Raw genomic sequence first — 25328 nt, forward strand, 5'->3', positions numbered from 1 at the left:
GTGGGTCAAAGTCGCTCGGCAATCGCTCTGCCCACTTCCTGTGTCGAGCCCTTTCCACCCAGGTCCGGTGTGATCGGCCCGTCGGCGATCACATGTTCGATCGCCTGCACAATCCCGTCATGCGCCGCGCGATAGCGCGCGTCACCGTTACCCAGGAAGTCGAGCATCAGCGCACCGGACCAGATCATCGCAATCGGGTTGGCGATATTCTGCCCATAGATGTCCGGTGCCGAGCCGTGCACCGGCTCGAACAGCGACGGAAAACGCCGCTCGGGATCGAGGTTGGCCGACGGCGCGATACCGATGGTCCCGGCGCAGGCCGGGCCGAGATCGGAAAGAATGTCGCCGAACAGGTTCGACGCCACCACCACATCAAAACGGTCCGGTTGCAGGACAAAACGTGCGCACAGAATGTCGATGTGCTGCTTGTCCCAAGTGATCTGCGGGTACTTCGCCGCCATCAATGCGGTGCGCTCGTCCCAATACGGCATGCTGATGGAAATCCCGTTGGACTTGGTCGCTGCCGTCAGGCGCTTGCGCGGCCGGGTCTGGGCCAGGTCGAAGGCGAATTTGAGAATCCGGTCCACACCGCGCCGGGTGAACACCGACTCCTGCAACACGAACTCATGCTCGGTGCCTTCGAACATCTTGCCGCCGACCGAGGAGTACTCACCCTCGGTGTTCTCGCGGATCACCACAAAATCGATGTCCCCCGGCTTGCGCCCAGCCAGGGGGCACGGCACCCCGGGAAACAGGCGCACCGGACGGATGTTCACGTACTGGTCGAAGTCGCGACGGAACTTGAGCAGCGAGCCCCACAGGGAAATATGGTCCGGCACCTTGTCCGGCCAACCCACGGCACCGAAATAGATCGCGTCAAAGCCCTTGAGCTGTTCGAACCAGTCGTCGGGCATCATCTGCCCGTGCTCCATATAATAATCGCAGTGGGCCCAGTCGAGTACTTCGATGCTCAAGTCCAGCTGCCATTTCTTCGCGGCCTGCTCCAGCACACGCAACCCTTCCGGCAGGACTTCCTTGCCGATGCCATCGCCGGCAATCGCGGCGATTCTGAATGCCTTGCTCATCAATCATGCCTCGCAAAATGTCTGTGCCATCGTCGGTCGGGTTACAGCCCGCCCATGTGGAAGGCTTTGACTTCCAGGTATTCGTCGAGGCCGTACTTGCTGCCTTCACGGCCCAGGCCCGACTGTTTGATACCGCCGAACGGGGCGACTTCCATGGAAATGATCCCGGTATTGAGACCGACCATGCCGAACTCCAGCGCCTCGCCGAAACGCCAGGAGCGACGCAGGTCCTGGGTAAAATAATAGGCGCCCAGGCCGTAAGGCGTGGCATTGGCCAGCGCGAGGGCTTCGGCCTCGGAGGTAAAACGCATCAGCGGCGCCACCGGACCGAAGGTTTCTTCGTTGGCCAGCAGCATGCCGGCGTGGGCTTCGCCGAGTACGGTGGGCTGGACAAACTGACTGTCGCCCTCGGGAATGGCGCCGCAGAGCAAACGCGCGCCCTGGCTCAAGGCATCATCGATATGTCGGGCAACTTTGCTCACGGCGGCCGCATTGATCAGCGGTCCGATAGTGACGTCGGCCTCCAGGCCGTTGCCGACCTTGAGCTTGCCCACCTCCTCCACCAGCCGCTGGGCAAATCGCTCGTAAATGCCGTCCTGCACCAGAATGCGATTGGCACAGACGCAGGTCTGGCCGGCGTTGCGAAACTTGCTGAGCATGATGCCGGCCACTGCCTGCTCCAGGTCAGCGTCATCGAACACAACGAACGGTGCATTGCCGCCCAGCTCCAGGCTCAGGCGTTTGATGTGTTCGGCGCTCTGGCGCATCAGTAATCGGCCCACGGCCGTGGAGCCGGTGAAGGAAATCTTCCGCACAGTCGGGTTGGCTGTCAGTTCTTCGCCGATCCCCGCGGGCATGCCGGTCAGCACATTGAACACCCCGGCCGGAATCCCGACCCGCTCGGCCAGCACCGCCAGGGCCAGGGCCGACAGCGGTGTCAGGTCCGAGGGTTTGACGATGATCGGGCAACCCGCCGCCAGCGCGGGTGCGCATTTGCGGGTGATCATCGCGTTGGGGAAGTTCCACGGGGTGATCGCGGCGCACACACCCACGGGTTGCTTGAGGGTCAGCAGCCGGCGATCGCCGCTGGGGGCCGGCATGGTTTCGCCGTAGACCCGTCGGGCTTCCTCGGCGAACCATTTGACGAAACCGGCGCCGTAGCGAATTTCGCCTTTGGCTTCGTTCAACGGTTTGCCCTGCTCGCAGGTCATGATCAGTGCCAGGTCGTCGAGATTGTCGATCATGGCCTGATACCAACACTCCAGCAGCGCCGCACGCTCGGCCGCCGGGCGTGCGCGCCAAGCCGGCCAGGCCCGTTCCGCCGCCTCGATGGCGCGACGGGTTTCCGTGCCTTGCATCGCCGGCACGCGGGCGAGCAACTGACCGCTGGCCGGGTCGATGACGTCCAGGGTCGCGGCGTTGTCAGCGCCGACCCACTGCCCATCGATATAAGCGAGTTCTGCCAAAAGGCTGGGGTCTTTCAAACGATTCTTGAGCATGGTCGAGGTCCTGATCCGAGACACGCTCCAGTCTAGGGAGGTGCCACGGACGAGGATGCTGAAAGCGCCTTGAGGGCAGTGTCGGATGCTGAAATTTGCGCAGCAACGGTAGATTTGTGGTCTATGGGGAAATCACAGTTTCAGGGAGCCCAGCAGTCCCTCCAGAAACCGCTCCCCGGCCTCTATCTGGCTGATCTCGATAAACTCGTCCGGCTTGTGCGCCTGTTCGATCGAGCCAGGTCCACACACCACCACCGGGACATCCAGACGCTGCTTGAACAACCCGCCTTCGGTGCCGAAAGAAACTTTGGCGGTACCGGTGTCCGGCGCTGCAAAGTTCTTCAGAAAGCGCACCGCTTCGACACTCGGGTGGGTGTCGAGCCCCGGATAGACATTGAGGGTTTCGATTTCGATGTCCGCGACACTGGACAAGCGCTTGGCCTCGCGCACGATCACTTGCGCACGCTCGCGCATCTGCTCGAGGAACTGATCCAGATCGTCCGCCGGCAGGTTGCGCACTTCAAAGTCGAGGGTACAGAGGTTCGGCACGATGTTCAGCGCCCTGCCGCCGACGATCTGCCCGACATGCACCGTGCTGTAAGGCACATCGTAGTCCGCATCCTGGGCGCCCTGCTCCTGCAACTGCTGCTGGCTTTGACGCAGCGCCGCGATAAAGTCACAGGCCACGTGAATCGCATTGACCGAGCGCGGCGCCAGGGATGAATGAGCCTCCAGGCCCCGGCAGTAGGTGCGATAGGAACCCTTGCCCTTGTGGCCCAGCACAAACTGCATTTGGGTCGGCTCGCCGATCAGGCACAGGAAGGGACGTACCGGTGCCAGGTGCAACACGTCCAGCAAACGCCGCACGCCGACGCAACCGGTCTCTTCGTCATGGGACAGGGCCAGTTGCAGCGGTCGACTCAACGGGCTGTCCGCTGCCTCGAGCATGGTGTCGATGGCCAAGGCGATGAAACCCTTCATGTCGCAGCTACCGCGACCGTAAATCTTCCCGTCCTGCACCGTTGCCTGAAACGCCGGAAAGCTCCAGGCCTGGCCTGCCGCCGGGACCACGTCGGTGTGCCCGGACAACAGAATCCCCGGTAACGCCCGAGGGCCGGTACTGGCGAACAGGTTGGCCTTTTTGCCCGTTTCATCCTTGACGATCAGCGACTCGATGCCCTTGCTCAGCAGCAGGTCGCGGACATACTCGATCAAGGCCATGTTCGACTCCGAAGACACGGTGTCGAAGGCCATCAGGCGTTTGAGAATATCCAGTACACGGGGTTTCATGAGGCCTTGCTCCGTTGCTCGGCTGAAAGGGCGAACCGACGGATGGAGAACGGCTCAATCGAAGTGCTGGTGCTGCCGGTGCTGATCAGTTCGGCCATCACGTCACCGACACCCGGGCCGAGCTGAAAACCGTGACCACAGAAGCCGAAGGCATAGAACAAGCCATCGACGGTGCCGCTCGGGCCCATCACCGGCAGGGAATCGGGCAGGTAACCTTCGATACCGCTCCAGACCCGGATAATGTTCAGATTGCCGACACCCGGCAGCAGACGACGCATCTGCCCGAGTTGGTTGAGGATGCTGCGCGGCTCGACCTGGGCCCGACGGGTCAGCATGTCCGGTTTGCTGCGGTAGCCGCCGCCGATGACGATGTTGCCACGGGGGATCTGGCGGAAATAAATCACTTCCTCGGGAATCCTGGTGTACACCCCGATCACCGTCGGCAAGGCGTAAGGCACCGGCTCGGTGACCGCCATCTGCGGGCCATGGGTGTCCAGCGGCACCGGCTCGCCGAATTGCGCCGAGAGTTTCTGCCCCCAGGCACCGGCGGTAATCAGCAGGCGTTCGGCGTTGAACTGACGACCATCGGTGGTGGTGATGCTGAACTCGCCGCCAACCTTCTGCACCTCGGCCACTTCAGTCTGTTCCTCGATCCGAGCGCCGATACGTCGTGCCGCCCGGGCAAACGCCGGGGCCGCCAGACGAGGGTTGGCATGGCCGTCGTGGGGTGCATAGGAGCCGCCTTTCACGTCAGGCCCCAGGAACGGGAAACGCTGGTGCAGGTCCGCACCGCGATAGATCTTCAGGTCCAGTTGCGCCGCCTCGGGGGCCGCGGCGTAGGCCTCAAGCTCGGCGATTTCGTCTTCGCGGTAGCACACCCGCATGTGCCCGCTGGCAATGAACTCGAGGTCGTCGTCAATCAGCTCCGGCAAGCGCTTCCACAACGCCCAGGAACGGTTGGCCAATTCCAGCTGCCCAAGGAAACGCCCCTGCCGCCGGACATTGCCGAAGTTCACGCCGCTGGCGTACTGACCGATCTGGTCACGCTCCAGCAGGATCACCGTCTGCCCGCGCCGGCGCAGGAAAAACGCCGCGGCCGAGCCCATCAGGCCGCCACCGACAATCACCACATCGGCTTTCTGTAGCGTCATGGCGACACCTCCTCGGTGAGCATCGACAGCGGTTTGACCGGTGCCTGACCGCGCTGGCGGCCGACCTGTTGCACGGTGACGCCCGCCGCGGCGGCAATCACCTCGGCCCCGGCCTGGGAGCAGTAACGCCCCTGGCAACGGCCCATGCCGACCCGGCTGAAGGCCTTGGCCCGATTGACTTCACAGGCACCTTTCTCGCTGACCGTGCGCCGCAACTCACCGGCGCTGATCATCTCGCAACGGCAGACAATAGCGGTATCCGGCAAGGCTTTGGCTTGCGCCGAGGGCCAGGGAAACGCCTGAGCCAGACCCAGGCGAAACTGCTCCATCACCGCCAGCGCCTGACGCTGTTCGTCGCGCAATCCGGCATTCACCGGTTTGTGCTGATCCTCCAGCAGCGCCATCGCCACCAGGCGTCCGGCATGTTCGGCGGCATCCGCGCCACGGATTCGCGAACCATCACCGGCGGCATACACGCCGCTCACCGAGGTCCGGCCATCGTCATCGGTAGCCAGCAACCATTGGCTGGAGGCCTCATCGAAGCGCAAGCGACAACCGGCCAGATCGGCCAATTGGGTTTCCGGGCGCAGGTGATACCCCAGGGCGACGGCATCGCACGCCACGTTCAAGGTCGCCCCTGCCGCCGTCCGCACTCGCACACCACTGACCCCGCCGGCGGCGTCACCCAGCACCTGCTTGGGTTGGATACCCAGGTGTACGGGAATCTTCGCCCGGTACAACTGCGCCAACAATTTCATCCCGGTGAACAGCAACCCGGGACGCGCCAGCAGTTTCGGCAAGGCGCCGAGGCGCTTGCCCAGCGGCGAAGTGTCGAGCACCGCCGCTACCTTGGCACCGGCCTTGAGGTATTGGCTGGCGACCAGGTACAGCAACGGCCCGCTGCCCATGAACACCACGCTATGACCGATGGACACCGCCTGGGACTTGAGCGCGATCTGCGCGCCACCCAGGCTGTAGGTCCCCGCCAACTGCCAGCCTTCGATTGGCATCAGGCGATCGGTGGCACCGGTACAAAGGATCAGCGCGTCGTAATCCACGGTCGAGTGCCTGCCCTGGCTGACGCAGCACAGTTGCCCCGGCGTGAGGTTCCACACCAGGGTCTCCGGGCGATAATCGATCGACCCGCGCAAGCGCTCGAAACTCATGTGCAGGTCCCGGGCCTTGGCGGCTTCGGTGCCATACAAGGTGGCGTAGTCGCGGGTGAAACCTTCCGGCTGGCGCCGGTAGATCTGCCCGCCATCGCGACGATTTTCATCGATCAGGATCGGCTTGAGACCAGCAGCCAGCAGGGTTTCGGCGCAACGAACACCGGCCGGCCCGGCGCCGACGATGACTATCCGTGCAGTGGCCATATCGCCTCCGGTTGCGTGGTGAGAATATCCAGCCCTTCACGGACTTCGTTGGAACAGGCACGCAGGCGTTCACCACTGCGGGTCCAGACCCAACAATCCTGGCAAGCGCCCATCAGGCAGAAACCGGCACGGCGCCCCGTATCGAACTCCGACTGGCGCAACGCCGTGCCCTGGGTCAACAGCGCGACCATCAGCGTGTCGCCCTGCAAGGCTTCAATCGGTGCGCCGTCCACCTGCAGTTTGACGGTCGGCCGGCCCTGCTCGGCCAGCCTTACAAAACGCCCCTTCATGCATAGGCTCCCTGGGTCAAGAGATTCAAATCCAGCTGCGTCTTGAGCAGCTCGGCGCTGTCGTGGTGGCAGAGGATTTCACTGCCGCCCTCGATGATCCGACGGCTCGGCGCGGTGTGATTGCACAGGCCGTCCACCCGTACCGGGCAGCGGTTGAGGAAGGTGCACAGCTCCGCCACATTGGCCTTCGCGCCGATGGGCGGCAGTTCGCCGCAGGTGGTACCGCAGCTCTCCAGCCAGCCCTGGCGCAGCTCCGGCACCGAATGGATCAACAGATCGGTGTAGGGATGGAACGGGGCCTGGGCAAATGACTGCCGGGTGCCGGCCTGAACCTTGTGGCCGCTGTACATCACCACGATGTCGTCGCACAGCGCGCGTACGGTGGAAATGTCGTGGCTGATAAACAGGTACGAAACCCCCAGCTCCTGACGCAGGTCGCGCAGCAGTTCGAGAATCGCCGCGCCGACCACGGTATCGAGTGCCGAGGTCACCTCGTCGCACAGGATCAGGTCCGGTTTCGCCGCCAGCGCCCGCGCCAGGTTGACCCGTTGCTTTTGCCCGCCGGAGAGTTCATTCGGACGCCGTTCGGCCATGCTCCGCGGCAACCGCACCAGGTCCAGCAGTTCGCCGATACGCTCGCGCAATGCCGCCCCCTTGAGGCTGAAATACATCTTCAGCGGGCGGCTCAGAATGGTACCGACGCTGTGCATCGGGTTGAGCGCGGTGTCGGCGTTCTGGAAGACCATCTGAATGCGTCGGAACTGCTCGGGGGTGCGCTCGCCAAGACTCCCCCCCAGGGGCTGGCCAGCGAACGTCAGCCCACCCAGTGCCGGAGTCAGCAGCCCGGCCACCACCCGCGCCAGGGTCGACTTGCCGGAACCCGACTCGCCAATCACACCAATGGCCTGCCCCCGGCGGACAGTCAGGTCGATGTCTTCCAGCACGCGGATCGACGGCATGCCTTGCAGGTTCTTGTTGCCATAGCCGGCGGTCAGTCCCTTGATGGTCAACAAGGGTTCGTCTTCGGCGACACCGCTGGGCGGGCGGATCGTCGTATCAGGCCGCGCCGCCGCCAGCAGGCTGCGGGTGTACTCATGGGCCGGGCCCTTGAGCAGCGGCGCGGTGGCGCTCTGCTCGAAGACCTGGCCACCGTTGAGCACCACAATCTGGTCGGCCATCTGCGCCACGACGGCCAGGTCGTGAGAGACATAGACCGCCGTCGCCCCACGTTCCCGGACCACCCGTTTGAAGGCGCGCAGCACGTCGATCTGGGTGGTCACGTCGAGGGCGGTGGTCGGTTCATCGAGTACCACCAGTAACGGATCGCTGATCAACGCCATCGCCGCCATCACCCGCTGCAATTGCCCGCCCGAGACCTGGTGCGGGTAACGCTGGCCGATGTGCTCCGGGTCCGGCAGCGCCAGGTCGCGGAACAACTCGATGGCCTTGGCTTCGAGCACCGCCCGGCTGCCAAGGCCATGAATCAAGGCGCCCTCCACCACCTGGTCGATCAGCTTCTTCGCCGGGTTGAACGCCGCCGCCGCGCTTTGCGCGATATATGACACCCGGTTGCCACGCAAACCTTGCAGTTCGCGTTCACTCAACGCCAGCATGTCGTGCTCGCCGACCCGCACCACACCGCCCGACAGCCGGCAGCCGCGCCGGGCATACCCGAGCAGCGCCAGGGCGATGGTGGTCTTGCCGGAACCGGACTCACCGATCAACGCCAATACTTCACCTTTTTCCAGGGAGAAGCTCACACCCTTGACGATTTCCACCTCGCCCCGTTCGCCACAGGCAACTACGCGCAGGTCTTCAACTCGAATCAGCTCACTCATTTCAATGGCCTCCCGCACGCCGACTACGTCGGGACGACAGCCTGTCGATAAACAGATTCACACCAATGGTCAGGGTGCCGATGGCCAGGGCCGGAATCACGATGGCCGGCGCGCCCTGGTTGAGGCCGCCGATATTTTCCCGCACCAGGGAGCCGAGGTCGGCATCCGGTGGCTGCACGCCCAGGCCGAGGAAGCTCATGCCGCTGAGCAGCAACACGATAAAACCGAAGCGCAGCCCCAGGTCGGTCAGCACCGGGTTGAGCATGTTCGGCAGGATTTCCACGCAAGCGATGTACAGCCGGCGCTCACCACGGGTACGGGCCACCTGCACGTACTCCAGCGCCTCGATGTTCACCGCCATGCTGCGGGCGATGCGAAAGGCCCCGGGGCAGAAACTCAGCACGGCGGTGCAGATCAGCAACGTGACCGAGGAGCCGAACGCCGAGACCATGATCAACGCCAGCATCTTGCTCGGGATCGAGATAAAGGCGTCCATCAAGCGACTGATCACCTCGTCCAGCCACTTCGGCGACACCACCGACAGCAGCGCGCAACCGGTGCCCAGGCCACTGGCCAATACCGCGGCAATCAACGCCAGGCCGACGGTAAAGCGCGCGCCGACCAGGACACGGCTGAGCATGTCGCGGCCCAGGTAGTCGGTGCCGAACGGGTAAACGGCACTGATGCTGTCAAAGACATTATCGGAGACCACTTCGCCCACCGGGTGCGGCGCCAGCCAGGGGCCGAAAAGCGCCACCAGCAACCAGATAACGCACATCGCGGCGCCAATCAAACCCAGCCAGGCCGGACCATGAGACACCTTGCCGGCCGCCAGATCGGGGGTACCCGGCGTCGATTTAACAATGAAATGGTTCATTGGTTTCTCAGCCTCGGATTGGACAGAATCGCGCACAGGTCGGCAATCAGCACCAGCCCCAGGTACGCCGTACAAAACAGCATGGTGCAGGCCTGGACCAGCGCCATGTCACGGTTGGTCACGGCATCGACCATCAGGCTGGCGATGCCGGGGTAGTTGAAAATCGTCTCGACAATCACCACCCCGCCCAGCAGATAGGACAGGCTCAGGGCGATGGCATTGGCAATCGGCCCGATGGCATTGGGCAAGGCATGCCGCAGCACGATGCGCATCGGGCTCACACCTTTGAGCCGGGCCATTTCCACATAAGGGCTGTCGAGCTGATCGATCACCGCAGCCCGGGTCATGCGCGCCATTTGCGCGACGATCACGCAGCACAGTGTCATCACCGGCAAAGCGTAAGTGCGCAGGAATTGCAGGGGTGAGGTGATGTCACTGGCATAAGACAGCGCCGACAACCAGCCCAGGTTCACCGCAAAAATCAGCACCGCCAGGGTCGCCACCAGAAACTCCGGCACCGCGACCATCGCCAGGGTGACAAAGCTCAGGAAACTGTCGATGCGCCCACCGCGGCCCATGGCCGAACCGATGCCCAGCACCAGGGCCACCGGCACGGACACCAGCGCCGTGGCGGCCGCCAACATCAAGGTGTTGGGCACCCGACCGGCCATCAAATCGCTGACCGGCATGGCGTTGGAAACGGACAGCCCCAGGTCGCCGCCGAGCAGGCTGATCAACCAGTGCAGGTAACGCAACACACCCGGCTGATCCAGCCCCAGTTTCAGGCGCAAGGCCGCCACCTGTTCCGGCGTGGCGAACTGCCCCAGCGACTGTTGCGCCGCGTCCCCCGGCAGTACCGCCGTGATGGCGAACACCACCATGGAGACGATCAACAAGGTCACGATCGCGGCGCCCAGACGCCGGCCGATCAGCCACAGTGTGTTGCTATTCATCGCCCTCTCCTCCTGCAATGCAACGCGGGCCAAACCCGGGGCAGCCCATCACGCGTCCAGCCAGACCTGCTCGGCGAACATGTAGCCCATGAAACCGCCCAAGGGGTTGCTGCCATAGCCCTTGACGCGCTGGTCGACGGCATCGATGTTGCTGATGAACACCGGGATGCCGATACCGCAGTGGTCATGGGCCAGGGTCTGCATGTCCGCGTACATCTTGCTGCGCTTGGCGTCGTCGGTTTCAGCGCGGGCGAGCATCAGCAGCTGGTCGAACTGGTCGTTCTTCCAGCCGGATTCGTTCCACGGCGCGCTCGATTGGAAGAACTGCGAAAACATCACGTCGGCGTTCGGCCGCGGGTTGATGTTGCCGAAGCTCAACGGGTGTTTCATCCAGTGGTTGGACCAGTAGCCGTCGCTGGGCAGACGGTTGACGTCGAGCTTGAGCCCGGCCTGTTTCGCCGACTGCTGCAACAGCACGGCGATGTCCACCGAACCGGTCGCTGCCGGCGAGGCCACCAGGGGCATGCTGATGCTGTCCATTCCGGCCTTTTTCAACAAAAATTTGGCTTTTTCCGGGTCGTAGACGGTCTGCGGCAAATCAGCGTTGTAGTAGCGCGAACCGGGGGCAATCGGATGATCGTTACCCACCACCGCAAAGCCGCGGAACACGGCGGACTTGATCTGCTCGCGGTCCATCAGGTACTTCATCGCCTGGGTGAATTCCGGACTTTTACCGGGCATCTGGTCCTGACGGATGATCAAGTCAGTGTAGTTGCCCGACGGCGCATCCACGACGCGGTGAGTGGTACTGGCCTTGATTCGCGTGGTGGAACGCGGATTGACCTCGTTGATCATGTGCACGTCGCCCGACAGCAGCGCGTTGACCCGCGACGGTTCGTCGGCAATGGCAATGAACTCGATCTCGTCCAGGTAAGGCAGGCCCGGTTTCCAGTAGCCGGTATTGCGCGCCGCAATCGAGCGCACGCCCGGTTTGAACTCCTTGACCTTGAACGGCCCGGTCCCGATGCCTTGATTGAAGTCGGTGGTGCCCTCCGGAACGATCAGCAGGTGTGACACCGCCAGGATCGACGGCAACTCGGCGTTGGGCGCGCTCAGACGGATCTGGACTTCATTGGCGCCGGTGGCCTTGATCTCGGCGAACTGCTCCATCAGCGGCATGACCTTGGAGCCGGTCAACGGATCCTTGTGCCGCGACAGCGAGAACACCACGTCGGCGGCGCTCAGGGTCTTGCCGTTGTGGAACGTCACATCCTTGCGCAGGGTGATGGTCCACAGCGTGGCATCGACGTTGTCGATGCGCTCGGCCAGCTCCAGTTGCGGCACCAGATGGCTGTCGAAACGGGTCAGGCCGTTGTAGAACATATAGTGGCGCGCGTAGTCGGTGGACAGCGCCCCCTTGGCCGGGTCCAGGGTATCGGCGGTGGAACTGGACATGCCGGCGACACGAATCCGTCCGCCCGGCTTGCCTTTGCCGGGGCTCGCGGCGTCATCGGCAAACAGCTTGCCGGCGGCGCTGAACAGGCTGCCGGTGCCTGCGGCGGCCACCCCGGCCACCCCGAGCATCTGCAGGGCACTGCGGCGTGACATGCCGCGATTGAGGCTTTCGAATACCCTCAGGCTTTCCTGGCCGGAGATCAGTGGGGAGTCGATCTTGTTGTCAGTCATATCAGCTGTACCTGTCGATAATGAGAAGGCCCATGCTCGCGGTTGTCCGGAGCGTCTAGAAACGCAAACGACGGTGACACCACCCTTTCAACTCAATGCAAATAGTCCTGGAGCCGGTAATAAGCGCCCACCAGCGGCAGGAACCAGGGTTTGCCGAAATGCCCGGGAATCGCCGGCCAGTCGAGTTCGCGCCAGGGATTGGCCTCGACCTTGCCGGCCATCACCTCGGCCATCACCTGGCCCATGTGCACCGACATCTGCACCCCATGGCCGCTGTAGCCCATGGAGTGATAAACCCCGCCATGCTGGCCGGCACGGGGCAGCCGGTCGGACGTCATGTCCACCAACCCGCCCCAGCAGTAATCGATCTTCACGCTGGCCAACGACGGAAACATCTGCACCATCGCCGCCCGCAGCACCTTGCCGCTCTTGGCGTCGGAGACGCTGTCGGACATCGCAAACCGCGCACGGCCGCCAAACAGCAGGCGGTTGTCCGGGGTCAGGCGGAAGTAGTTACCGATCATGCGGCTGGTGACATAAGCGCGCCGACCGGGCAGCAACTGGTCGATCAGGGCCCGGGGCAGGACCTCAGTGGCGATCACGAAACTGCCCACCGGTACGATCCGCCGCCGATACCAGCCCAACCCGCCGTGCTGACAGGCGCCGGTCGCCAGCAGCACTTGCCCGGCGTGCAGCGAGCCCTTGGCGGTGTTGACCTGATAACCGCCGGCCCGGGCTTTCCAGTCCGTCACCGGCGTGTCCTGATAGATCAACGCACCGTGACGTACGGCGGCCTCGGCCAGACCGACACCGAAGCGCCCGACATGCATCTGCACGCCGTTGCGCTGCAGCAGGCCACCGTGGAACTGGGCCGAGTCGACTTCAGCGCGAATCTGCCCGGCGGACAGCAACTCGACATCGGCATCGACTTCCCGGCGAATCAGCTCGCAGGTCCGGGCCAGGCCCTCGTAGTGCATCGGCTTGGCGGCCAACTTGAGCTTGCCGTTACGCTTGAGGTCGCAGGCGATCTGCTCCTGCTCCACCAGCGAAACCACGCTTTGCACGGCACTCTCGTAGGCTTGGTAATAGGCTCGCGCCCGGTCGGCACCGAGGCTGGCGCTCAGGCCGGTGTAGTCCTGGGCGACGCCGGTATTGCACTGCCCCCCATTGCGCCCCGAGGCTTCGCCGATCACTCGCCCGGCTTCCAGCACCACCACACTGGCGCCCTGCAAGGCCAATGCCCGAGCCGCCGCCAGGCCGGTGAAACCGCCACCGATGACGGCCACGTCGACCTGCCCGGGCAATGCGCCGAGCTGTGCACCGGTAAACGCCGGTGCGGTGTCGAGCCAGTAGGATTCACTGCCCATGTCTGATCCGCCTATGCCAAAACCGCCTGTGCCAAAAAAAGTGCCGTTACGACTCAGAGCCCAACCAGCGCGGCCAGCCCGCCGATGTCGCTGATCTGCTGGTAGCCGTAGAAGGCATTGCCCGGCACTTCGTGGCCACGGGCGACGAAGGCCTTGTTGCGGATCTTCATGTCGTGGGCCGGCATCAGGTCGTAACGGAAGCTCGACGACACATGCAAGATGTCCTCCGGGCCGCAGTTGAGGTTGTCGAGCATGTACTCGAACGCCGCCAGACGCGGCTTGTAGGCCTGTGCCTGTTCGGCGGTAAAGACTTTGTGAAACGGCGCGCCGAGCTTGTCGACGTTGGACATGATCTGGCTGTCGCTGGCGTTGGAGAAAATCACCAGGGGAATCTTGTCGGCGATTTTCGACAGGCCGGCCGGTACGTCCGGGTGTGGACCCCAGGTCGGCACGGCGTCGTAATACAGCTGGCCTTCGTCCCGGTATTCGATCCCCCAACGCTTGCAGGTCCGCGCCAGGGCGGTCTTGAGGATTTCGTCATACGGCATCCAGTCACCCATGACCTGGTCCAGGCGATAGGCGGAGAAGTCCTTGACGAATTGATCCATCTGCTCGGGCACGACACGATCGGCGAACAACTCGCGAGTCATCGTTCCCATGTGGAAATTGGTCAGCGTACCGTAGCAGTCGAACGTAATGAATTTGGGACGAAGAAAGCTCATTGAGTGCGGTCCTGAAGTTCGTTGAGGTCATGGCGTGACAAGCATTCGCTCCGTTTCAGGAGCCGTGATGCAACGCTGCAGCACATCGTCATTACAACACCGTGAAATCAGCAGATGGCGTTAAAAGCGACCTCTGCTCAATACAAACCACCGTTTTAGCACCTCCCCTCAGCAGACTTTGCGGACCGCTCCAGCCTTGGGCAAACCCCGTATTCATGCGCTCTTATGGACCTTTATAACCCTGTAGAGGCTCAATACGCACTGCAGCACCGCAGAACCTGCGCCGGGCCGAACGAAAACGGGCGCTTCCCTGAGGAAGCGCCCGTTGAAGGGTCATTCGAGTGTGTTCGAAGGAGGTGGATCAACCGGCGATATCGATCAGCACACTCTTGAAACGCAAATTGGCCTCGAATGCCTCGCGCCCCAGATCCTTGCCGATACCGGAACGTTTGTAGCCACCGGTCGGCAGGATGTAGTCGTTACTGCGTCCGTAACGATTGACCCATACGGTCCCCGCTTCCAGGCGCCGCACCAGGCGCAAGGCGCGATTGAGATCGGCCGTGTGCACCCCCGCCGCCAGGCCGTAGGTCGCATGGGCCGCCAGGCCCAGCGCCTGCTCTTCGTCGTCGAACGCCTGCACCGTCAACACCGGGCCAAAGATCTCCTCGCAGACCGCCGGGTTCTGGTTGTCCAGGCCGGCCAGCAAGGTCGGCTGGTAATAGGCCCCGCCCAGGCCTTCGAAGAGCCCGCCGCCGGTGAGCACTTCGGCGCCGGCCTGGCGCGAGCGCTGGACGATGCCATCGATGCGGCTGGCTTGCAGCCGGGAAATGATCGGCGACAGCGTACTCTCGGACGACCAGGTCGGGCCGGGGCGCAGTTCCTCGAAATACGCCTGCAGGTGGGCAATGAACGGTTCCATGATCGAGCGCTGGATCAACAACCGGGAACCGGACACGCACACCTGCCCGGCATTTCCGGTAATGGCCAGGGCCACCGTGCGGGCGGTCTTGGCGATATCCGGCACATCGGCGAAGACCAGTTGCGGGCTCTTGCCACCGAGTTCCAGGGTGACCGGTTTCGGACCGACCAGCGCGCAGGTGGACATGATGCTCGAGCCGGTCGCGGTGGAGCCGGTAAAGGTCACCTTGCCTACCCGTGGGTGACGACACAAGGCATCGCCCGTGATGCGGCCATCGCCCTGGATCACATTGAAGATCCCCGCCGGCATGCCCGCCTGCACCGCCAGCTCGGCAAAGCGCAGGCTGGAGAACGGCGTCAATTCCGACGGTTTGAGGACCACGGCATTACCGGCCGCCAATGCCGGGGCGACTTTCCAGGAGGCCATGCTCAACGGAAAATTCCACGGTGCAATGGCGGCAATCACGCCGTAAGGTTCGGCGATCTGCATGCCCAACCGGTCGGTCTGGGTGGCGGCAACCTGGCCACCGTGCTTGTCGGCCAACTCGGCAAAAAAGCGAATGCCCTCGGCGACGTAGGGAATATCCCAGGCGATCACATCCTTGTGGGGACGGGTCGAGCCCAGCGCCTCCAGCGGCGCCAGGACGGCAGCGTCAGCTTCGATCAAATCGGCCCAACGGCGCATGACCCGCGCCCGTTCCCGAGGTGGACGGCTGGCCCAATCACTGCGCTGAAAAGCCTGCCAGGCAGCGTCGACGGCTTCATCCACCATCTCGGCATCGGCGATCGGCAACTGGGCATAGACCTGGCCATCCGACGGTCGCACAACGTCCAGTCCCGGTTGCGCATCGCGGTATTTACCCGCAATGAAATGAGCGCTGCGCACAGCGATAAGGCGAGGATCGAAGCTATCCATGGAGCACTCCAGAAAAGGGTCGGCGAGTCGTGAATCCAGGGCTCCATCGTAGAAAAAAAGCGCAAGCATTTGCTGCCGACCTTGTACTGCAATTAAGTAGTAAGTGTGGTCTGCCGGCCTTGGGCGCGGGGAATCTGCCGAATGTTCCGGCCCCCCTTGCCAGGCCTTCACGCAGATGGGATACAGGCACCCTCGCGGCGCAAAACCGGCCGCTCGTGCACACGGCCCAACGGAGACTCGCCATGTCCGCCCCGCAACCTGTTGCTTATGTCTATCGCCCGATGACAGCCGCCGATCTGCCCTCGGCCCATGCCTTGTCCGTGCAACTGAAGTGGCCCCATCGCCTGGACGACTGGGCCATGTTGCAACGGGTCAGCGACGGTTTCGTGGTCCTGGATGGCGAGCGTCTGGTCGGCACCGCATTCACCTGCCCGCAAGGCGAGTTCGCGACCATCGGCCTGGTGATCGTCAGTGACGACTATCAGGGCCGGGGCATCGGCCGTCGCTTGATGGAAAAGGCCCTCGACGCCTGCCAGTCACGCACCCCGATGCTGAACGCCACCTTGGCCGGCGCGCCGCTTTACAGCAGCCAGGGCTTTATCGAGTTCGGCCGGATTCAGCAGCATCAAGGTCAAGCCCATGCGCCCAGCCCAGAGCCGTTGGCCCAGGGTGAAGTGTGTCGCCCGCTGCACGAGGCCGATCGGACTCGTCAGCTGGCGCTGGCCAACGCAGCCAGCGGGCTGGACCGCAAGACCGTGCTCACGGAGCTACAGGATGTGGTGGAGCATTCGGTGGGCATCGAGCGCGACGGCCAGTTGCATGCTTTCGCCCTGCTGCGCCCATTTGGCCGAGGCCGCTGCATCGGTCCGGTGGTCGCGGAAAATCCCGCACAGGCCAAGCACCTGATCGCCGCGTTACTGGCCCAGGTGCCGGACGCATTCGTACGTATCGATATTCCGACGGACAGTGGCTTGGGCGAGTGGCTGGTATCGGCCGGTCTCAAGCAGGTCGATACCGTGGCGCAAATGGCACGGGGCACACCGCCGCAAGCGGTCAACGGCGTCCGACAGTTTGCCCTTGTCACCCAAGCCATAGGTTGACCCGCGCGCACGAAGCAGAACTCGCTATCCCCCTCAACAGCCCATTAACAGGGAGCGTCACCCGCATGCCTCAACCTACCCTTCTGCTCTTGGCTCGCGCCGATGGCAGCCGTGTCAGCACGCCTTTCAACACGATGCCCTTGAGCACTGCCGACCCCTTCGGGGAACATCGTCAGGTCGCCTACAGCGGGGCCGACGGTATCTGCGCGGGGATTGTGAGCACAGGCCAGGCACTGGATATCGATGTTTTTCCGCACACTGAAATGATCGTGATCCACGCCGGCAACGTCGTGCTGCAATCCCGAGGCCAGACGCTGAAACTGGGCATCGGCGCAAGCGCCGTGATCGGCTGCGGTACAGCGCTCCGGCTCCTGGCGCAGCCCGATACTCGCTGGGCATTCTGTGCCGTCATCGACCCCACGGCTGAACCGGCACCAGGACTGACAGCGCTGGACCCACAAGCGCTGCTCTCCCCTTCGGCCGCACCGGAACCCCACATACTGATCGGGCCCACCCCACAGTGCCGCTCAGGTAATGTCTTCGAAGACGCCAGTACTGACCTGCGCGTCGGCGTCTGGGACTCGACACCGTACGAACGCCAGGGTCGAGCGCACAAACTCAATGAACTGATGCACCTGATTGAAGGCAGTGTGACCTTGCAGGGCCCCGAAGGTACGAGCCTGACGGTCAACACCGGTGACACGGTGTTCGTACCGCAAGGTACGCCGTGTGCGTGGAAAAGCACTCGCTACGTGCGCAAGTTCTATGCGGTGAAATAGACCCGGGGCGCAATGTACCCTGTCCGAAGTCCGGGCCTCGGACATGCGAATACCGTATACATGAGAAAAATGGCAGAACGCTATAAAGGTTCTGCTGTCTGGATAAGCGAGTTCAACACCAATTTTATTTCAGAAGCCGGATCGTTATGTCCTTGCAGTATCAAACCTTCCGACAGAGCGGTGAAGGTCCGGGCAAGAGCGGCATGGTCAAGAGGAGGTTTCTTGCCGGCATGATTGAATATAATGGTAATCAGCTTGCCCAGCGCCTCACTGTTTTCCTGATGCAAATCGTAGTAATGCTTCGAGAACGCCTCATCGCGCAAGGCGATCAGTTGCAGTTCGGCATCAAGAATCGCACAATTGGTATTATTCTTAAGCGTGTCAATATACGCATTCAATCCATGGGCCAGCTCTTCCGATGAATAGCCGGCAGCCAGGGTAGCACTCAACCGATCGATTTCAACTCGCTTGAACCGCTGAGTCAATTGCAGAAGCAAATCCGATTTGCTTGCAAAGTTTGAAAAAAAGGCCCCTTTGGAAAAACCGGCCTCCTCGGAAATAGCGTTGACGCTGGCGGCGTGAAAGCCCTTGCTGATCATAAGATCAGTGGCCGTGTCGAACAACTTGTCTCTGGTTACTTGCTGACTTTCCTCTCGCCCCATTCTCTTTTTCATCACGCCTTCGGCTCCTTTGGCCAAATAAAAAAACACCTATTTGTAACTAAATGTAAAGATCGCCGCTTACCGCAAAAAACAATGTCAACTATCATATATTACACTCACCCTTTCAATCGTTTTAAATTTAATTTTCAAGGTGGCCCATCTACACACCATGTATCGGGGCAACGAAAAGAGGCCGCAAGATGGCCTGTACCCGCGAGTTTTCGCCGCTATCGCAAACATTGGCGACTCATGAAAACGCCTCGACTCCGATAGCTTCAAGATGCCTTGGTATCCACCTGACACGCTCTCCCTGTCCGATCGAGTCGGTGAGGCTGCCTTGTGACTTTCCTGTACAGAACCCCGTGGAGAAATATTTGCGGGACGCCCTCAAGCCCCTCGATCCGGGCGAATAGCCGTGACCGGCGAAGCGCTTGAGCCCTGGATTGCCGTGTTTCACGTCAGATTCAGGTGTCGACCTTGCGGAGCCAAGCAAATACCGCTTGATCTTCAGATACCGTATGGTTTTTAATTGCGCCGTTGACGCCCCCAGCACCCGATCGGAGCATCGAGTCCGGTGGCATCAATCTCAATACAGCAGCAGATGACCCTACAGGAGCTGGATCTTAATGGAATATGCCTTTGTCACAGGTGCTACTGGCCTGCTCGGAAATAATCTGGTTCATGCGCTTTTAAAACGAAATATCAAGGTAAAAGCGCTGGTCCGTTCCGTAGAAAAAGCCAAGAAACAATTCGGCAATCTGCCTGTCGAGTTTGTCCAAGGCGACATGCTCAATGTCGACGCCTTCAGCCATGCCCTGCGAGGCTGCGACGCCTTGTTTCATACGGCTGCCTATTTCCGCGACAGTTACAAAGGCGGAAAGCACTGGCAAAAACTGCATGACACCAATGTGACCGGAACCGAGCGCTTATTGCAGGCCGCTTATGCCGCCGGTATTCGTCGTGCCGTTCATACCTCCTCCATTGCCGTGCTGAAGGGCGATAGAGATCAAGTGATCGATGAAACCATGTCTCGCAGTGAACAGGAGGCTGACGATTACTACCTGAGTAAAATACTGTCCGAGCAAAAAGTTCAAGCATTCCTGTCGCAACACCCGGACATGTTCGTCGCCATGGTATTACCCGGCTGGATGTTTGGTCCCGGCGATATAGGCCCCACCTCATCAGGACAGTTCCTGCTCGACTTTGTTGGACAGAAATTGCCGGGGGTGCTCCCTGGAAGCTTTTCCGTTGTCGACGCCAGGGATGTGGCGGAACATCAACTCGCAGCCCTCACACATGGCCGATCCGGAGAGCGCTATCTGGCAGCCGGCAATCACATGGACATGAACAGTATTTTCCAGGTGCTGTCCCGTGTCAGCGGCGTAAAAGCGCCGGAGCGCAAAGTTCCATTGTTCATGCTGCGCTTTATTGCCTTGATGTATGAAGGCTATTATCGGATTACAAAAAAACCGGTACTCATCAGCACCTCCACGGTCAAACTCATGGAGCAAGAGCAAGGACGTACCCATTTCAGCCATCAGAAAAGCTCAGAAGAGCTGGCGTGCAAGTTTCGCCCCGTCGCTGAAACACTGTTCGATACCCTGGACTGGTATCGTAAAAATAACTACATAGATGCCTGACTGAAACAGTTCATCTGTCACCTGCCTCTGCAGTGCTTTTTGTCTAGTTAAAAATTCAAGGATTGAGAGAGGTTGGTCAATGAAAAATCTTTTATGCAAAGAAGGTTTTCTGCATCGCTTCGTCGGTTTTTCAGAGTCTTTTCCCGACCAGATTGCCATCCGTCATCTGGACGCGGAAGAAGATACCGTCACTTACCGTGGCTTGCGAATCAAGGCTGAAGAGTGCAAGGGTGCCCTCAAGGCCCTGGATGTATTGCCGGGCGATAAAGTAGCGCTGGTTCTACCCAATGGCGTGGAATTCATCGCTTATTATCTGGCGATCATCGGCAGTGGGGCAATTCCGGTCATCCTCAACTACAAACTGACGTCATTCGAAATGACCAGCGTCATCAGCAGCGCCAGGCCGACGCTGGTCGTCACCACCGAAACCCTGTTCGAGCACCATCGCGAGCTATTCCAGCCAGCCTACGGCGTTCGTCACTCCTTGGTGTTGAACGCCGGGAGGGAGCCGTCATCGCCCTTGCCCGACAACGCAACGGCCGACTCTCGACTGCCTCGACACGGCGAGCCCTTGTTACTGCCCGAGGGCAATCCGATAGTCTCGGTACAGTTCACTTACCGGGGTATCGGTAGGCCTCTGGCCGTTTCTCACCGCTACCTTGACCTGACGCAATCGAGCGATGGGCTGCATGAGCAGTTTCATCTTCAAGGCATCGGCTCGGTTCATCTGGTGACGCTGCCGCTGTATGCCATCTTCGGACTGTCCGTGATGATGGTTTTTCCATTAAGCGTGGGCGCCACCCTGCTCATGACCAACACCCTGCTCAACAGGGATCTGGCAGAAGTCCTGTCTGAGCATAAGGTCAGCTTTGCCTGCCTGGTGCCCGACGTCATTCGCTACTTCAATACGCGACTGGCCAAACGCAAAGGCGCGCTTTTGCCAATGCACCCTCAACTGATGATTTATTCGGGTGGCAGCCATCTGCCGGCAGACGAAGCCGAGAAACTGGGCAGGCTGCTGGGATGCAATCCGGTACTACAAGGCTATGGATTGACCGAGAGCATGCCGGTGATTGTCCAAAGCTCGATTGGCAAGGTCCACCGCGGCGCCATGGGACAACCGATCAGCGGTGTGGAACTGCGGGTCGTCGATGCCCAGGGCCGGGATGTCGTACCCGGGCGTATTGGCGAACTGCTGATACGCGGCTCGATGGTGATCGACGGCTATAACGACGCAGAGGAGGCCAATGCCCGGTTCTTCCGTGAGGGCTGGTTACACACGGGGGATCTGGTCTGGCGGGACGACGATGGACATGTGTTCTTCTATTGCCAACGCCTGCGAATCTCGAAGATCAAAGCGCAAATGGTCGACCTGACGGAAATCGAGTCCGTCGCCCTGAAGCACCCCGGCGTGGTCCGCGCGAAGGCCTTCATCGTCCCTGACAATAAAGAGGTCAACGTATTGCACCTGTGCGTTGAAGGGCACGGCGACCTGACCCAGAACACTGTCTCCACCCTGCTCGCGCGCGACCTCTCGGGCTTCAAGCTGCCCAGAACCATCGAGATTATCTCTCTCAAGGAAGAGACCCATGCAAGCTGATAGCACACAACCGGTACTGGCCGTTTTCGACTTTGACGGCACATTGACCGACAGGCATACCTTCTGGCGCTACATGCGTTTTATCGTTGGAACCCGATCGTTCTGGCTCCGGATCATTCCCCTGCTGCCCAAAATGCTCAGTGTGATCCTGGGAATCACACCGCTGATGCAAGCCCGACTGGCGTTCATTGCCTGTTACCTGGGCGGCCTGTCAGTCGAGCAAGAGCGCGAGCATGCCAAGTATTTCATTACCGAACAGCTACCGCTCTGGCTCAGGCCCGAGGCCCTGCGCCGATTGCAATGGCATCAATCCATGGGGCATGTCACGGCGCTGGTCAGCAATTCGCCGGAGAACTATCTGATTCCCTGGGGCCAGGCGGCGGGTTTCGATTATGTGTGCGGTACCCGCCTGGCGACTGCAAAGAACAAGCTGACCGGTGGGATATCCGGCACCAACTGTGTTGAGAGAGAAAAAGTCACACGGCTGAAAGGCTGTTTGAGCAACCTTGATGACTTTTACATTTATGCCTACGGAGACTCATCAGGTGACGATGCCCTGCTCGGCATTGCCAACTCTCCCTTCTATAGAAACTGGTACTGACAGATGAACACGCTGAGCACTTTGGCCCCCAAGCACTCCAGGCAACCCGATAACACCCCGACCGTCATGATCGTAGGCGCAGGCCCTATCGGTCTGTCCCTGGCTATCATGCTGAAAAAATGGGGTGTCTCTTTTCGCATTATTGAAAAGAATGCCGGCCCTTCGACCGCAACCAAGGCAATGGCCATTCATTCCAGAACCCTGGAAATCTTTCGGGACCTGGGTGTTGCCGATCAAGTCATCGGTGACGGGTTCACGATCAACCAGTTTTCGGTGCAATCGAACAGCAAACGGGTGCTGAACTACAACTTCTCCTACCTGGATGCGACCTATCCCCTGCTCCTCAGCCTGCCACAACCGCAGACAGAGAAGATCCTGCTTGAACGACTGAACGCGTTGGGGGTAGAGGTTGAGTGGAATACCGAACTGGTCGATATAGAAAACCAGCCAGGATCCGTGCGGATGACACTTCATCATGCACAGGGCAGCGATGAAGCCTCTACCTGTCGCTGGGTGGTCGCGTGCGACGGTGCCCGCAGCAACATCAGAAAACGCCTTGACATGACCTTCGAAGGATCGTCCTACGATCGATTCTTCATGCTCGCCGATGCCGATATCGAGTGGTCTGGAAGCAAGGACGAAGGCGCTTTTTTCCTCGGCGCACAGGACGGTTATGTGGCGGTCGCGCCGATCAGCGCACCATCGCGTTATCGACTGTTCATCGAGATGCCCTACAACCTGCCGCCAGAAGGTGAGCGCCCCTCGCTGAGCCTGGAGAGCTTCCAGCGGTTGTGCGAAGGACGCGGGCAAAAAATGACGCTGTCCAATATTTCATCGACCACCATCGCCTCTTTTCAACACCGCCGCGTGCAGTCGCTGCAGCAAGGCTCAGTGTTCCTGGTGGGCGACTCGGCGCATATCGGCAGCCCGATCGGTGGGCAATGGATGAACCTGGGGGTTTCCGAGGCCTATAACCTGGCGTGGAAGATGGCCTATGTCGATCAGGGCCTGGCGGATCCGACATTGCTGGAGAGCTACAACGAAGAGCGCTACCCGGTAGCCCTGGAAGTCGAGAACACGGCACACCGACTGACCGGACTGATTACCGTCAAGCATCGCGCCCTGGTTTGGCTGCGCGACAATGTCCTGCCACTGCTGAGCAACCGGCGCAAGGTTCAGCGCAAGCTGCCCTCGATGATTTCCGGTCATCAGTACCACTATGGCAAAAGTGATTACATTCAAGAAGCGCTGACGAAAAAGCAGCGCAAGAACTGGGACAAAAAAGGGAAAAAACCCGAATTCCAGACATCCGTGCCTCGTGCAGGTCAACTGGCTCCCGATGTTGAGTTATGGCAACTGCAAGGCCGGTCGCCAAAACACTTGATCGACTTGTTCCACGGGACCTTCACGCTGTTGATTTTCAGCGCGGCCGATCAGTTTTCTCCCCTGTTACCGGGCTATTACTCGCTGGCCGAATCGGTGGAAAAAGACTACCCGGGCATCAAGGCTTATTGCGTTATCGATGCCCTCAATAGCGCTGAGCTGCCTGCCTGGCACTCGACGTTGCTGGACCCCGATTGGCGGCTGCACAAGCGTTACCATGCCAAGGCGGGCACGTTGATGCTGATCCGTCCTGATGGCTACATCGCTTTCCAGGGGGCCGATGCAATAACGCTCTTCACGTATCTGAGCGCAAGATCCGGCCTGCTCAAGGGTGCAAAAAAAACAACATCGTCCATGATCGACGCAGTGGAACTCCAACTTTAAGTCTCTCTATGACTACTGTCAGTTTGGTTAATTGATTCACACCAGGCCCAGCCTTGGGTCATGTTTTTTGATTTCTTGCTTATAGAAATATATACCGACTTTGGTTAGGAGAACCTCATGCGCTTGCAACTCAACGATGTTGTGCAGGAATTTATCGTGTCCAATGGAAAAATAGCACACAGCTATTTCTCGCTCTCAGAAAAAATCATTGATTCACTGTGTGAGTCGAACATAGCAAAAGAATCAATATTGATGCGTGTGCTGGAGCAGGCCGAATCCGTCACCGCACATTACTTCAATGCTCATCAACAAGTTCTCGAGGGCGTTTATGCCCATGGGCTTGAAGCCCCTGTCAATAGAAGCCTTCCGGTGCTGGAACCCCTACAGTCGAACTCGGCCATACTGGCCTCGGCCCCCATTGCCGAACAACCCCCGACACTCAGCTACGGGCAATGGTTGCGCGCCGAAATAAGCTCGGTCACTGGTTTCAACAAGGAACACATCGACTTCGATCAGAGTTTCGAAAGCCTGGGCATCGATTCTCTCGGGCTGGTCGATATTTTCGAGTCCCTGGCCCAGCACTTCCCTGAAAAGAAAGACCTCACCTCACTCCTGTTTGATGCCCCGACCCCAACCGCCCTGCTGGCCCGGCTTGAAGCCAATCCGCAGTCCCCTGCCGTGGATGTCGAAGCCTGGGTATTTGAACAACTGGCTCATATCACCGGTTTTGCGGTTGACCAGATCGACCGGAAACAGAGCTATGAAAGCCTGGGCCTGGACTCCCTGGTGCAGTTGGACTTCCTGGAGTCGATCGTCGCCTTGTGGCCGTCACTCAAGGCCAACAGTACCGAGTTGGCCAACGCCAAGTTTCCACAGGACACAATCGCCCTGATACAAGCCGCCCTCGCCAGCCCCGAGTCGACCTCGGCAATACCTTGTGAAGTGCAATCACCTGCCACAACGGACGCTCAAGGGCAGATGAGCCATCTGCTTATCGACGCCCTGTCCCCCCTGATCCCGAACACGCCAGAGTCGATCGACATCGAGGCCCCCTTTACACAGTTGGGACTCAACGGTTTTGCCCGGGAAGCACTCTGCCAATCAATGGCGCAACAGTGCTCTGCCAGCGAGTTTGCCGGTGAAGCGCTGATGTCGCGTCGTACGCCGCAGGAAGCCTTGTCGCTTCTGGCAAGACTGAGCTGAAGCACTGAGCC

At 60.6% G+C, this 25328-nt stretch carries 21 protein-coding genes; 7 read left to right on the forward strand and 14 right to left on the reverse strand.

What is annotated here, in order from left to right; all coding sequences use genetic code 11:
- Positions 1 to 5: 5 nt before the first annotated feature.
- From M5B42_RS13720 to M5B42_RS13780, 13 genes are all read right to left on the reverse strand, one after another.
- A complete protein-coding gene (locus tag M5B42_RS13720) occupies positions 6 to 1085 on the reverse strand; it encodes a tartrate dehydrogenase (protein ID WP_248746151.1) in 1080 nt (359 codons plus the stop codon).
- 41 nt (positions 1086 to 1126) lie between these two features.
- Positions 1127 to 2584, reverse strand: a complete 1458-nt coding sequence (locus M5B42_RS13725; RefSeq protein WP_248746152.1) for an NAD-dependent succinate-semialdehyde dehydrogenase — start codon at positions 2582 to 2584, stop codon at positions 1127 to 1129.
- Positions 2585 to 2716: 132 nt separating this feature from the next.
- On the reverse strand, positions 2717 to 3874 hold the full coding sequence (gene argE, locus M5B42_RS13730) for an acetylornithine deacetylase (RefSeq protein ID WP_248746153.1): 1158 nt from the start codon (positions 3872 to 3874) through the stop codon (positions 2717 to 2719).
- Positions 3871 to 5025, reverse strand: coding sequence for an FAD-binding oxidoreductase (locus M5B42_RS13735; RefSeq protein ID WP_248746154.1), 1155 nt, complete (start codon positions 5023 to 5025; stop codon positions 3871 to 3873). The genes argE and M5B42_RS13735 overlap by 4 nt, the downstream gene beginning before the upstream one ends.
- Positions 5022 to 6398 carry an FAD/NAD(P)-binding oxidoreductase gene (locus M5B42_RS13740; protein ID WP_247263224.1) on the reverse strand — a complete coding sequence of 459 codons (1377 nt, stop codon included), beginning with the start codon at positions 6396 to 6398 and terminating at the stop codon, positions 5022 to 5024. The genes M5B42_RS13735 and M5B42_RS13740 overlap by 4 nt, the downstream gene beginning before the upstream one ends.
- Complete coding sequence (locus M5B42_RS13745) at positions 6380 to 6688, reverse strand: (2Fe-2S)-binding protein (RefSeq protein WP_103496042.1); 309 nt, start codon at positions 6686 to 6688, stop codon at positions 6380 to 6382. Before M5B42_RS13745 ends, M5B42_RS13740 begins: the two co-directional genes overlap by 19 nt.
- Positions 6685 to 8526: an ABC transporter ATP-binding protein gene (locus M5B42_RS13750; RefSeq protein WP_248746155.1), complete on the reverse strand. Its 1842-nt coding sequence runs from the start codon at positions 8524 to 8526 to the stop codon at positions 6685 to 6687. The genes M5B42_RS13745 and M5B42_RS13750 overlap by 4 nt, the downstream gene beginning before the upstream one ends.
- A 1-nt stretch (position 8527) precedes the next feature.
- Positions 8528 to 9403: an ABC transporter permease gene (locus M5B42_RS13755; protein WP_248746156.1), complete on the reverse strand. Its 876-nt coding sequence runs from the start codon at positions 9401 to 9403 to the stop codon at positions 8528 to 8530.
- Positions 9400 to 10356: an ABC transporter permease gene (locus M5B42_RS13760; RefSeq protein WP_103496045.1), complete on the reverse strand. Its 957-nt coding sequence runs from the start codon at positions 10354 to 10356 to the stop codon at positions 9400 to 9402. Before M5B42_RS13760 ends, M5B42_RS13755 begins: the two co-directional genes overlap by 4 nt.
- A 48-nt stretch (positions 10357 to 10404) precedes the next feature.
- Entirely contained in the window at positions 10405 to 12042 is a 1638-nt protein-coding gene (locus M5B42_RS13765) for an ABC transporter substrate-binding protein (protein ID WP_248746157.1), read from the reverse strand.
- A gap of 92 nt (positions 12043 to 12134) precedes the next feature.
- The gene (locus M5B42_RS13770; RefSeq protein WP_248746158.1) at positions 12135 to 13409 is read right to left on the reverse strand and encodes an FAD-binding oxidoreductase; all 1275 of its coding nucleotides are present in this window, start codon (positions 13407 to 13409) and stop codon (positions 12135 to 12137) included.
- Between the two features lie 53 nt (positions 13410 to 13462).
- Positions 13463 to 14131: a haloacid dehalogenase type II gene (locus M5B42_RS13775; RefSeq protein WP_103496048.1), complete on the reverse strand. Its 669-nt coding sequence runs from the start codon at positions 14129 to 14131 to the stop codon at positions 13463 to 13465.
- Between the two features lie 361 nt (positions 14132 to 14492).
- A complete protein-coding gene (locus M5B42_RS13780; protein WP_103496049.1) occupies positions 14493 to 15965 on the reverse strand; it encodes an aldehyde dehydrogenase family protein in 1473 nt (490 codons plus the stop codon).
- A gap of 242 nt (positions 15966 to 16207) precedes the next feature.
- On the opposite strand from M5B42_RS13780, the gene M5B42_RS13785 reads away from it, so the two are divergent.
- Positions 16208 to 17065 carry a GNAT family N-acetyltransferase gene (locus tag M5B42_RS13785; protein ID WP_248746159.1) on the forward strand — a complete coding sequence of 286 codons (858 nt, stop codon included), beginning with the start codon at positions 16208 to 16210 and terminating at the stop codon, positions 17063 to 17065.
- A gap of 65 nt (positions 17066 to 17130) precedes the next feature.
- Complete coding sequence (locus tag M5B42_RS13790) at positions 17131 to 17844, forward strand: cupin domain-containing protein (protein WP_248746160.1); 714 nt, start codon at positions 17131 to 17133, stop codon at positions 17842 to 17844.
- Positions 17845 to 17924: 80 nt separating this feature from the next.
- Here M5B42_RS13790 and M5B42_RS13795 read toward each other — a convergent pair whose 3' ends face one another.
- Complete coding sequence (locus M5B42_RS13795; RefSeq protein WP_103496052.1) at positions 17925 to 18521, reverse strand: TetR/AcrR family transcriptional regulator; 597 nt, start codon at positions 18519 to 18521, stop codon at positions 17925 to 17927.
- A gap of 611 nt (positions 18522 to 19132) precedes the next feature.
- Here M5B42_RS13795 and M5B42_RS13800 point away from each other — a divergent pair.
- The 5 genes from M5B42_RS13800 (at position 19133) to M5B42_RS13820 (ending at position 25317) form a co-directional block, all read left to right on the forward strand.
- Complete coding sequence (locus tag M5B42_RS13800) at positions 19133 to 20146, forward strand: SDR family oxidoreductase (RefSeq protein ID WP_103496053.1); 1014 nt, start codon at positions 19133 to 19135, stop codon at positions 20144 to 20146.
- Positions 20147 to 20225: 79 nt separating this feature from the next.
- Positions 20226 to 21746: a class I adenylate-forming enzyme family protein gene (locus M5B42_RS13805; RefSeq protein WP_248746161.1), complete on the forward strand. Its 1521-nt coding sequence runs from the start codon at positions 20226 to 20228 to the stop codon at positions 21744 to 21746.
- A complete protein-coding gene (locus M5B42_RS13810) occupies positions 21736 to 22347 on the forward strand; it encodes an HAD-IB family hydrolase (RefSeq protein ID WP_152739479.1) in 612 nt (203 codons plus the stop codon). Before M5B42_RS13805 ends, M5B42_RS13810 begins: the two co-directional genes overlap by 11 nt.
- Before the next feature lie 3 nt (positions 22348 to 22350).
- A complete protein-coding gene (locus M5B42_RS13815) occupies positions 22351 to 24114 on the forward strand; it encodes an FAD-dependent monooxygenase (protein WP_248746162.1) in 1764 nt (587 codons plus the stop codon).
- Positions 24115 to 24231: 117 nt separating this feature from the next.
- Positions 24232 to 25317 carry an acyl carrier protein gene (locus M5B42_RS13820; protein WP_248746163.1) on the forward strand — a complete coding sequence of 362 codons (1086 nt, stop codon included), beginning with the start codon at positions 24232 to 24234 and terminating at the stop codon, positions 25315 to 25317.
- Positions 25318 to 25328 lie beyond the last annotated feature (11 nt).

The sequence above is a fragment of the Pseudomonas sp. MWU12-2037 genome (assembly GCF_023242345.1).
Taxonomy (GTDB): domain Bacteria; phylum Pseudomonadota; class Gammaproteobacteria; order Pseudomonadales; family Pseudomonadaceae; genus Aquipseudomonas; species Aquipseudomonas gingeri_D.

Bases quoted from the DNA above. Each gene is read 5' to 3' on its own strand.
- M5B42_RS13720 (WP_248746151.1), bottom strand. From the start codon at position 1,085: ATGAGCAAGGCATTCAGAATCGCCGCGATTGCCGGCGATGGCATCGGC.
- M5B42_RS13725 (WP_248746152.1), bottom strand. From the start codon at position 2,584: ATGCTCAAGAATCGTTTGAAAGACCCCAGCCTTTTGGCAGAACTCGCT.
- argE (WP_248746153.1), bottom strand. From the start codon at position 3,874: ATGAAACCCCGTGTACTGGATATTCTCAAACGCCTGATGGCCTTCGAC.
- M5B42_RS13735 (WP_248746154.1), bottom strand. From the start codon at position 5,025: ATGACGCTACAGAAAGCCGATGTGGTGATTGTCGGTGGCGGCCTGATG.
- M5B42_RS13740 (WP_247263224.1), bottom strand. From the start codon at position 6,398: ATGGCCACTGCACGGATAGTCATCGTCGGCGCCGGGCCGGCCGGTGTT.
- M5B42_RS13745 (WP_103496042.1), bottom strand. From the start codon at position 6,688: ATGAAGGGGCGTTTTGTAAGGCTGGCCGAGCAGGGCCGGCCGACCGTC.
- M5B42_RS13750 (WP_248746155.1), bottom strand. From the start codon at position 8,526: ATGAGTGAGCTGATTCGAGTTGAAGACCTGCGCGTAGTTGCCTGTGGC.
- M5B42_RS13755 (WP_248746156.1), bottom strand. From the start codon at position 9,403: ATGAACCATTTCATTGTTAAATCGACGCCGGGTACCCCCGATCTGGCG.
- M5B42_RS13760 (WP_103496045.1), bottom strand. From the start codon at position 10,356: ATGAATAGCAACACACTGTGGCTGATCGGCCGGCGTCTGGGCGCCGCG.
- M5B42_RS13765 (WP_248746157.1), bottom strand. From the start codon at position 12,042: ATGACTGACAACAAGATCGACTCCCCACTGATCTCCGGCCAGGAAAGC.
- M5B42_RS13770 (WP_248746158.1), bottom strand. From the start codon at position 13,409: ATGGGCAGTGAATCCTACTGGCTCGACACCGCACCGGCGTTTACCGGT.
- M5B42_RS13775 (WP_103496048.1), bottom strand. From the start codon at position 14,131: ATGAGCTTTCTTCGTCCCAAATTCATTACGTTCGACTGCTACGGTACG.
- M5B42_RS13780 (WP_103496049.1), bottom strand. From the start codon at position 15,965: ATGGATAGCTTCGATCCTCGCCTTATCGCTGTGCGCAGCGCTCATTTC.
- M5B42_RS13785 (WP_248746159.1), top strand. From the start codon at position 16,208: ATGTCCGCCCCGCAACCTGTTGCTTATGTCTATCGCCCGATGACAGCC.
- M5B42_RS13790 (WP_248746160.1), top strand. From the start codon at position 17,131: ATGCCTCAACCTACCCTTCTGCTCTTGGCTCGCGCCGATGGCAGCCGT.
- M5B42_RS13800 (WP_103496053.1), top strand. From the start codon at position 19,133: ATGGAATATGCCTTTGTCACAGGTGCTACTGGCCTGCTCGGAAATAAT.
- M5B42_RS13805 (WP_248746161.1), top strand. From the start codon at position 20,226: ATGAAAAATCTTTTATGCAAAGAAGGTTTTCTGCATCGCTTCGTCGGT.
- M5B42_RS13810 (WP_152739479.1), top strand. From the start codon at position 21,736: ATGCAAGCTGATAGCACACAACCGGTACTGGCCGTTTTCGACTTTGAC.
- M5B42_RS13815 (WP_248746162.1), top strand. From the start codon at position 22,351: ATGAACACGCTGAGCACTTTGGCCCCCAAGCACTCCAGGCAACCCGAT.
- M5B42_RS13820 (WP_248746163.1), top strand. From the start codon at position 24,232: ATGCGCTTGCAACTCAACGATGTTGTGCAGGAATTTATCGTGTCCAAT.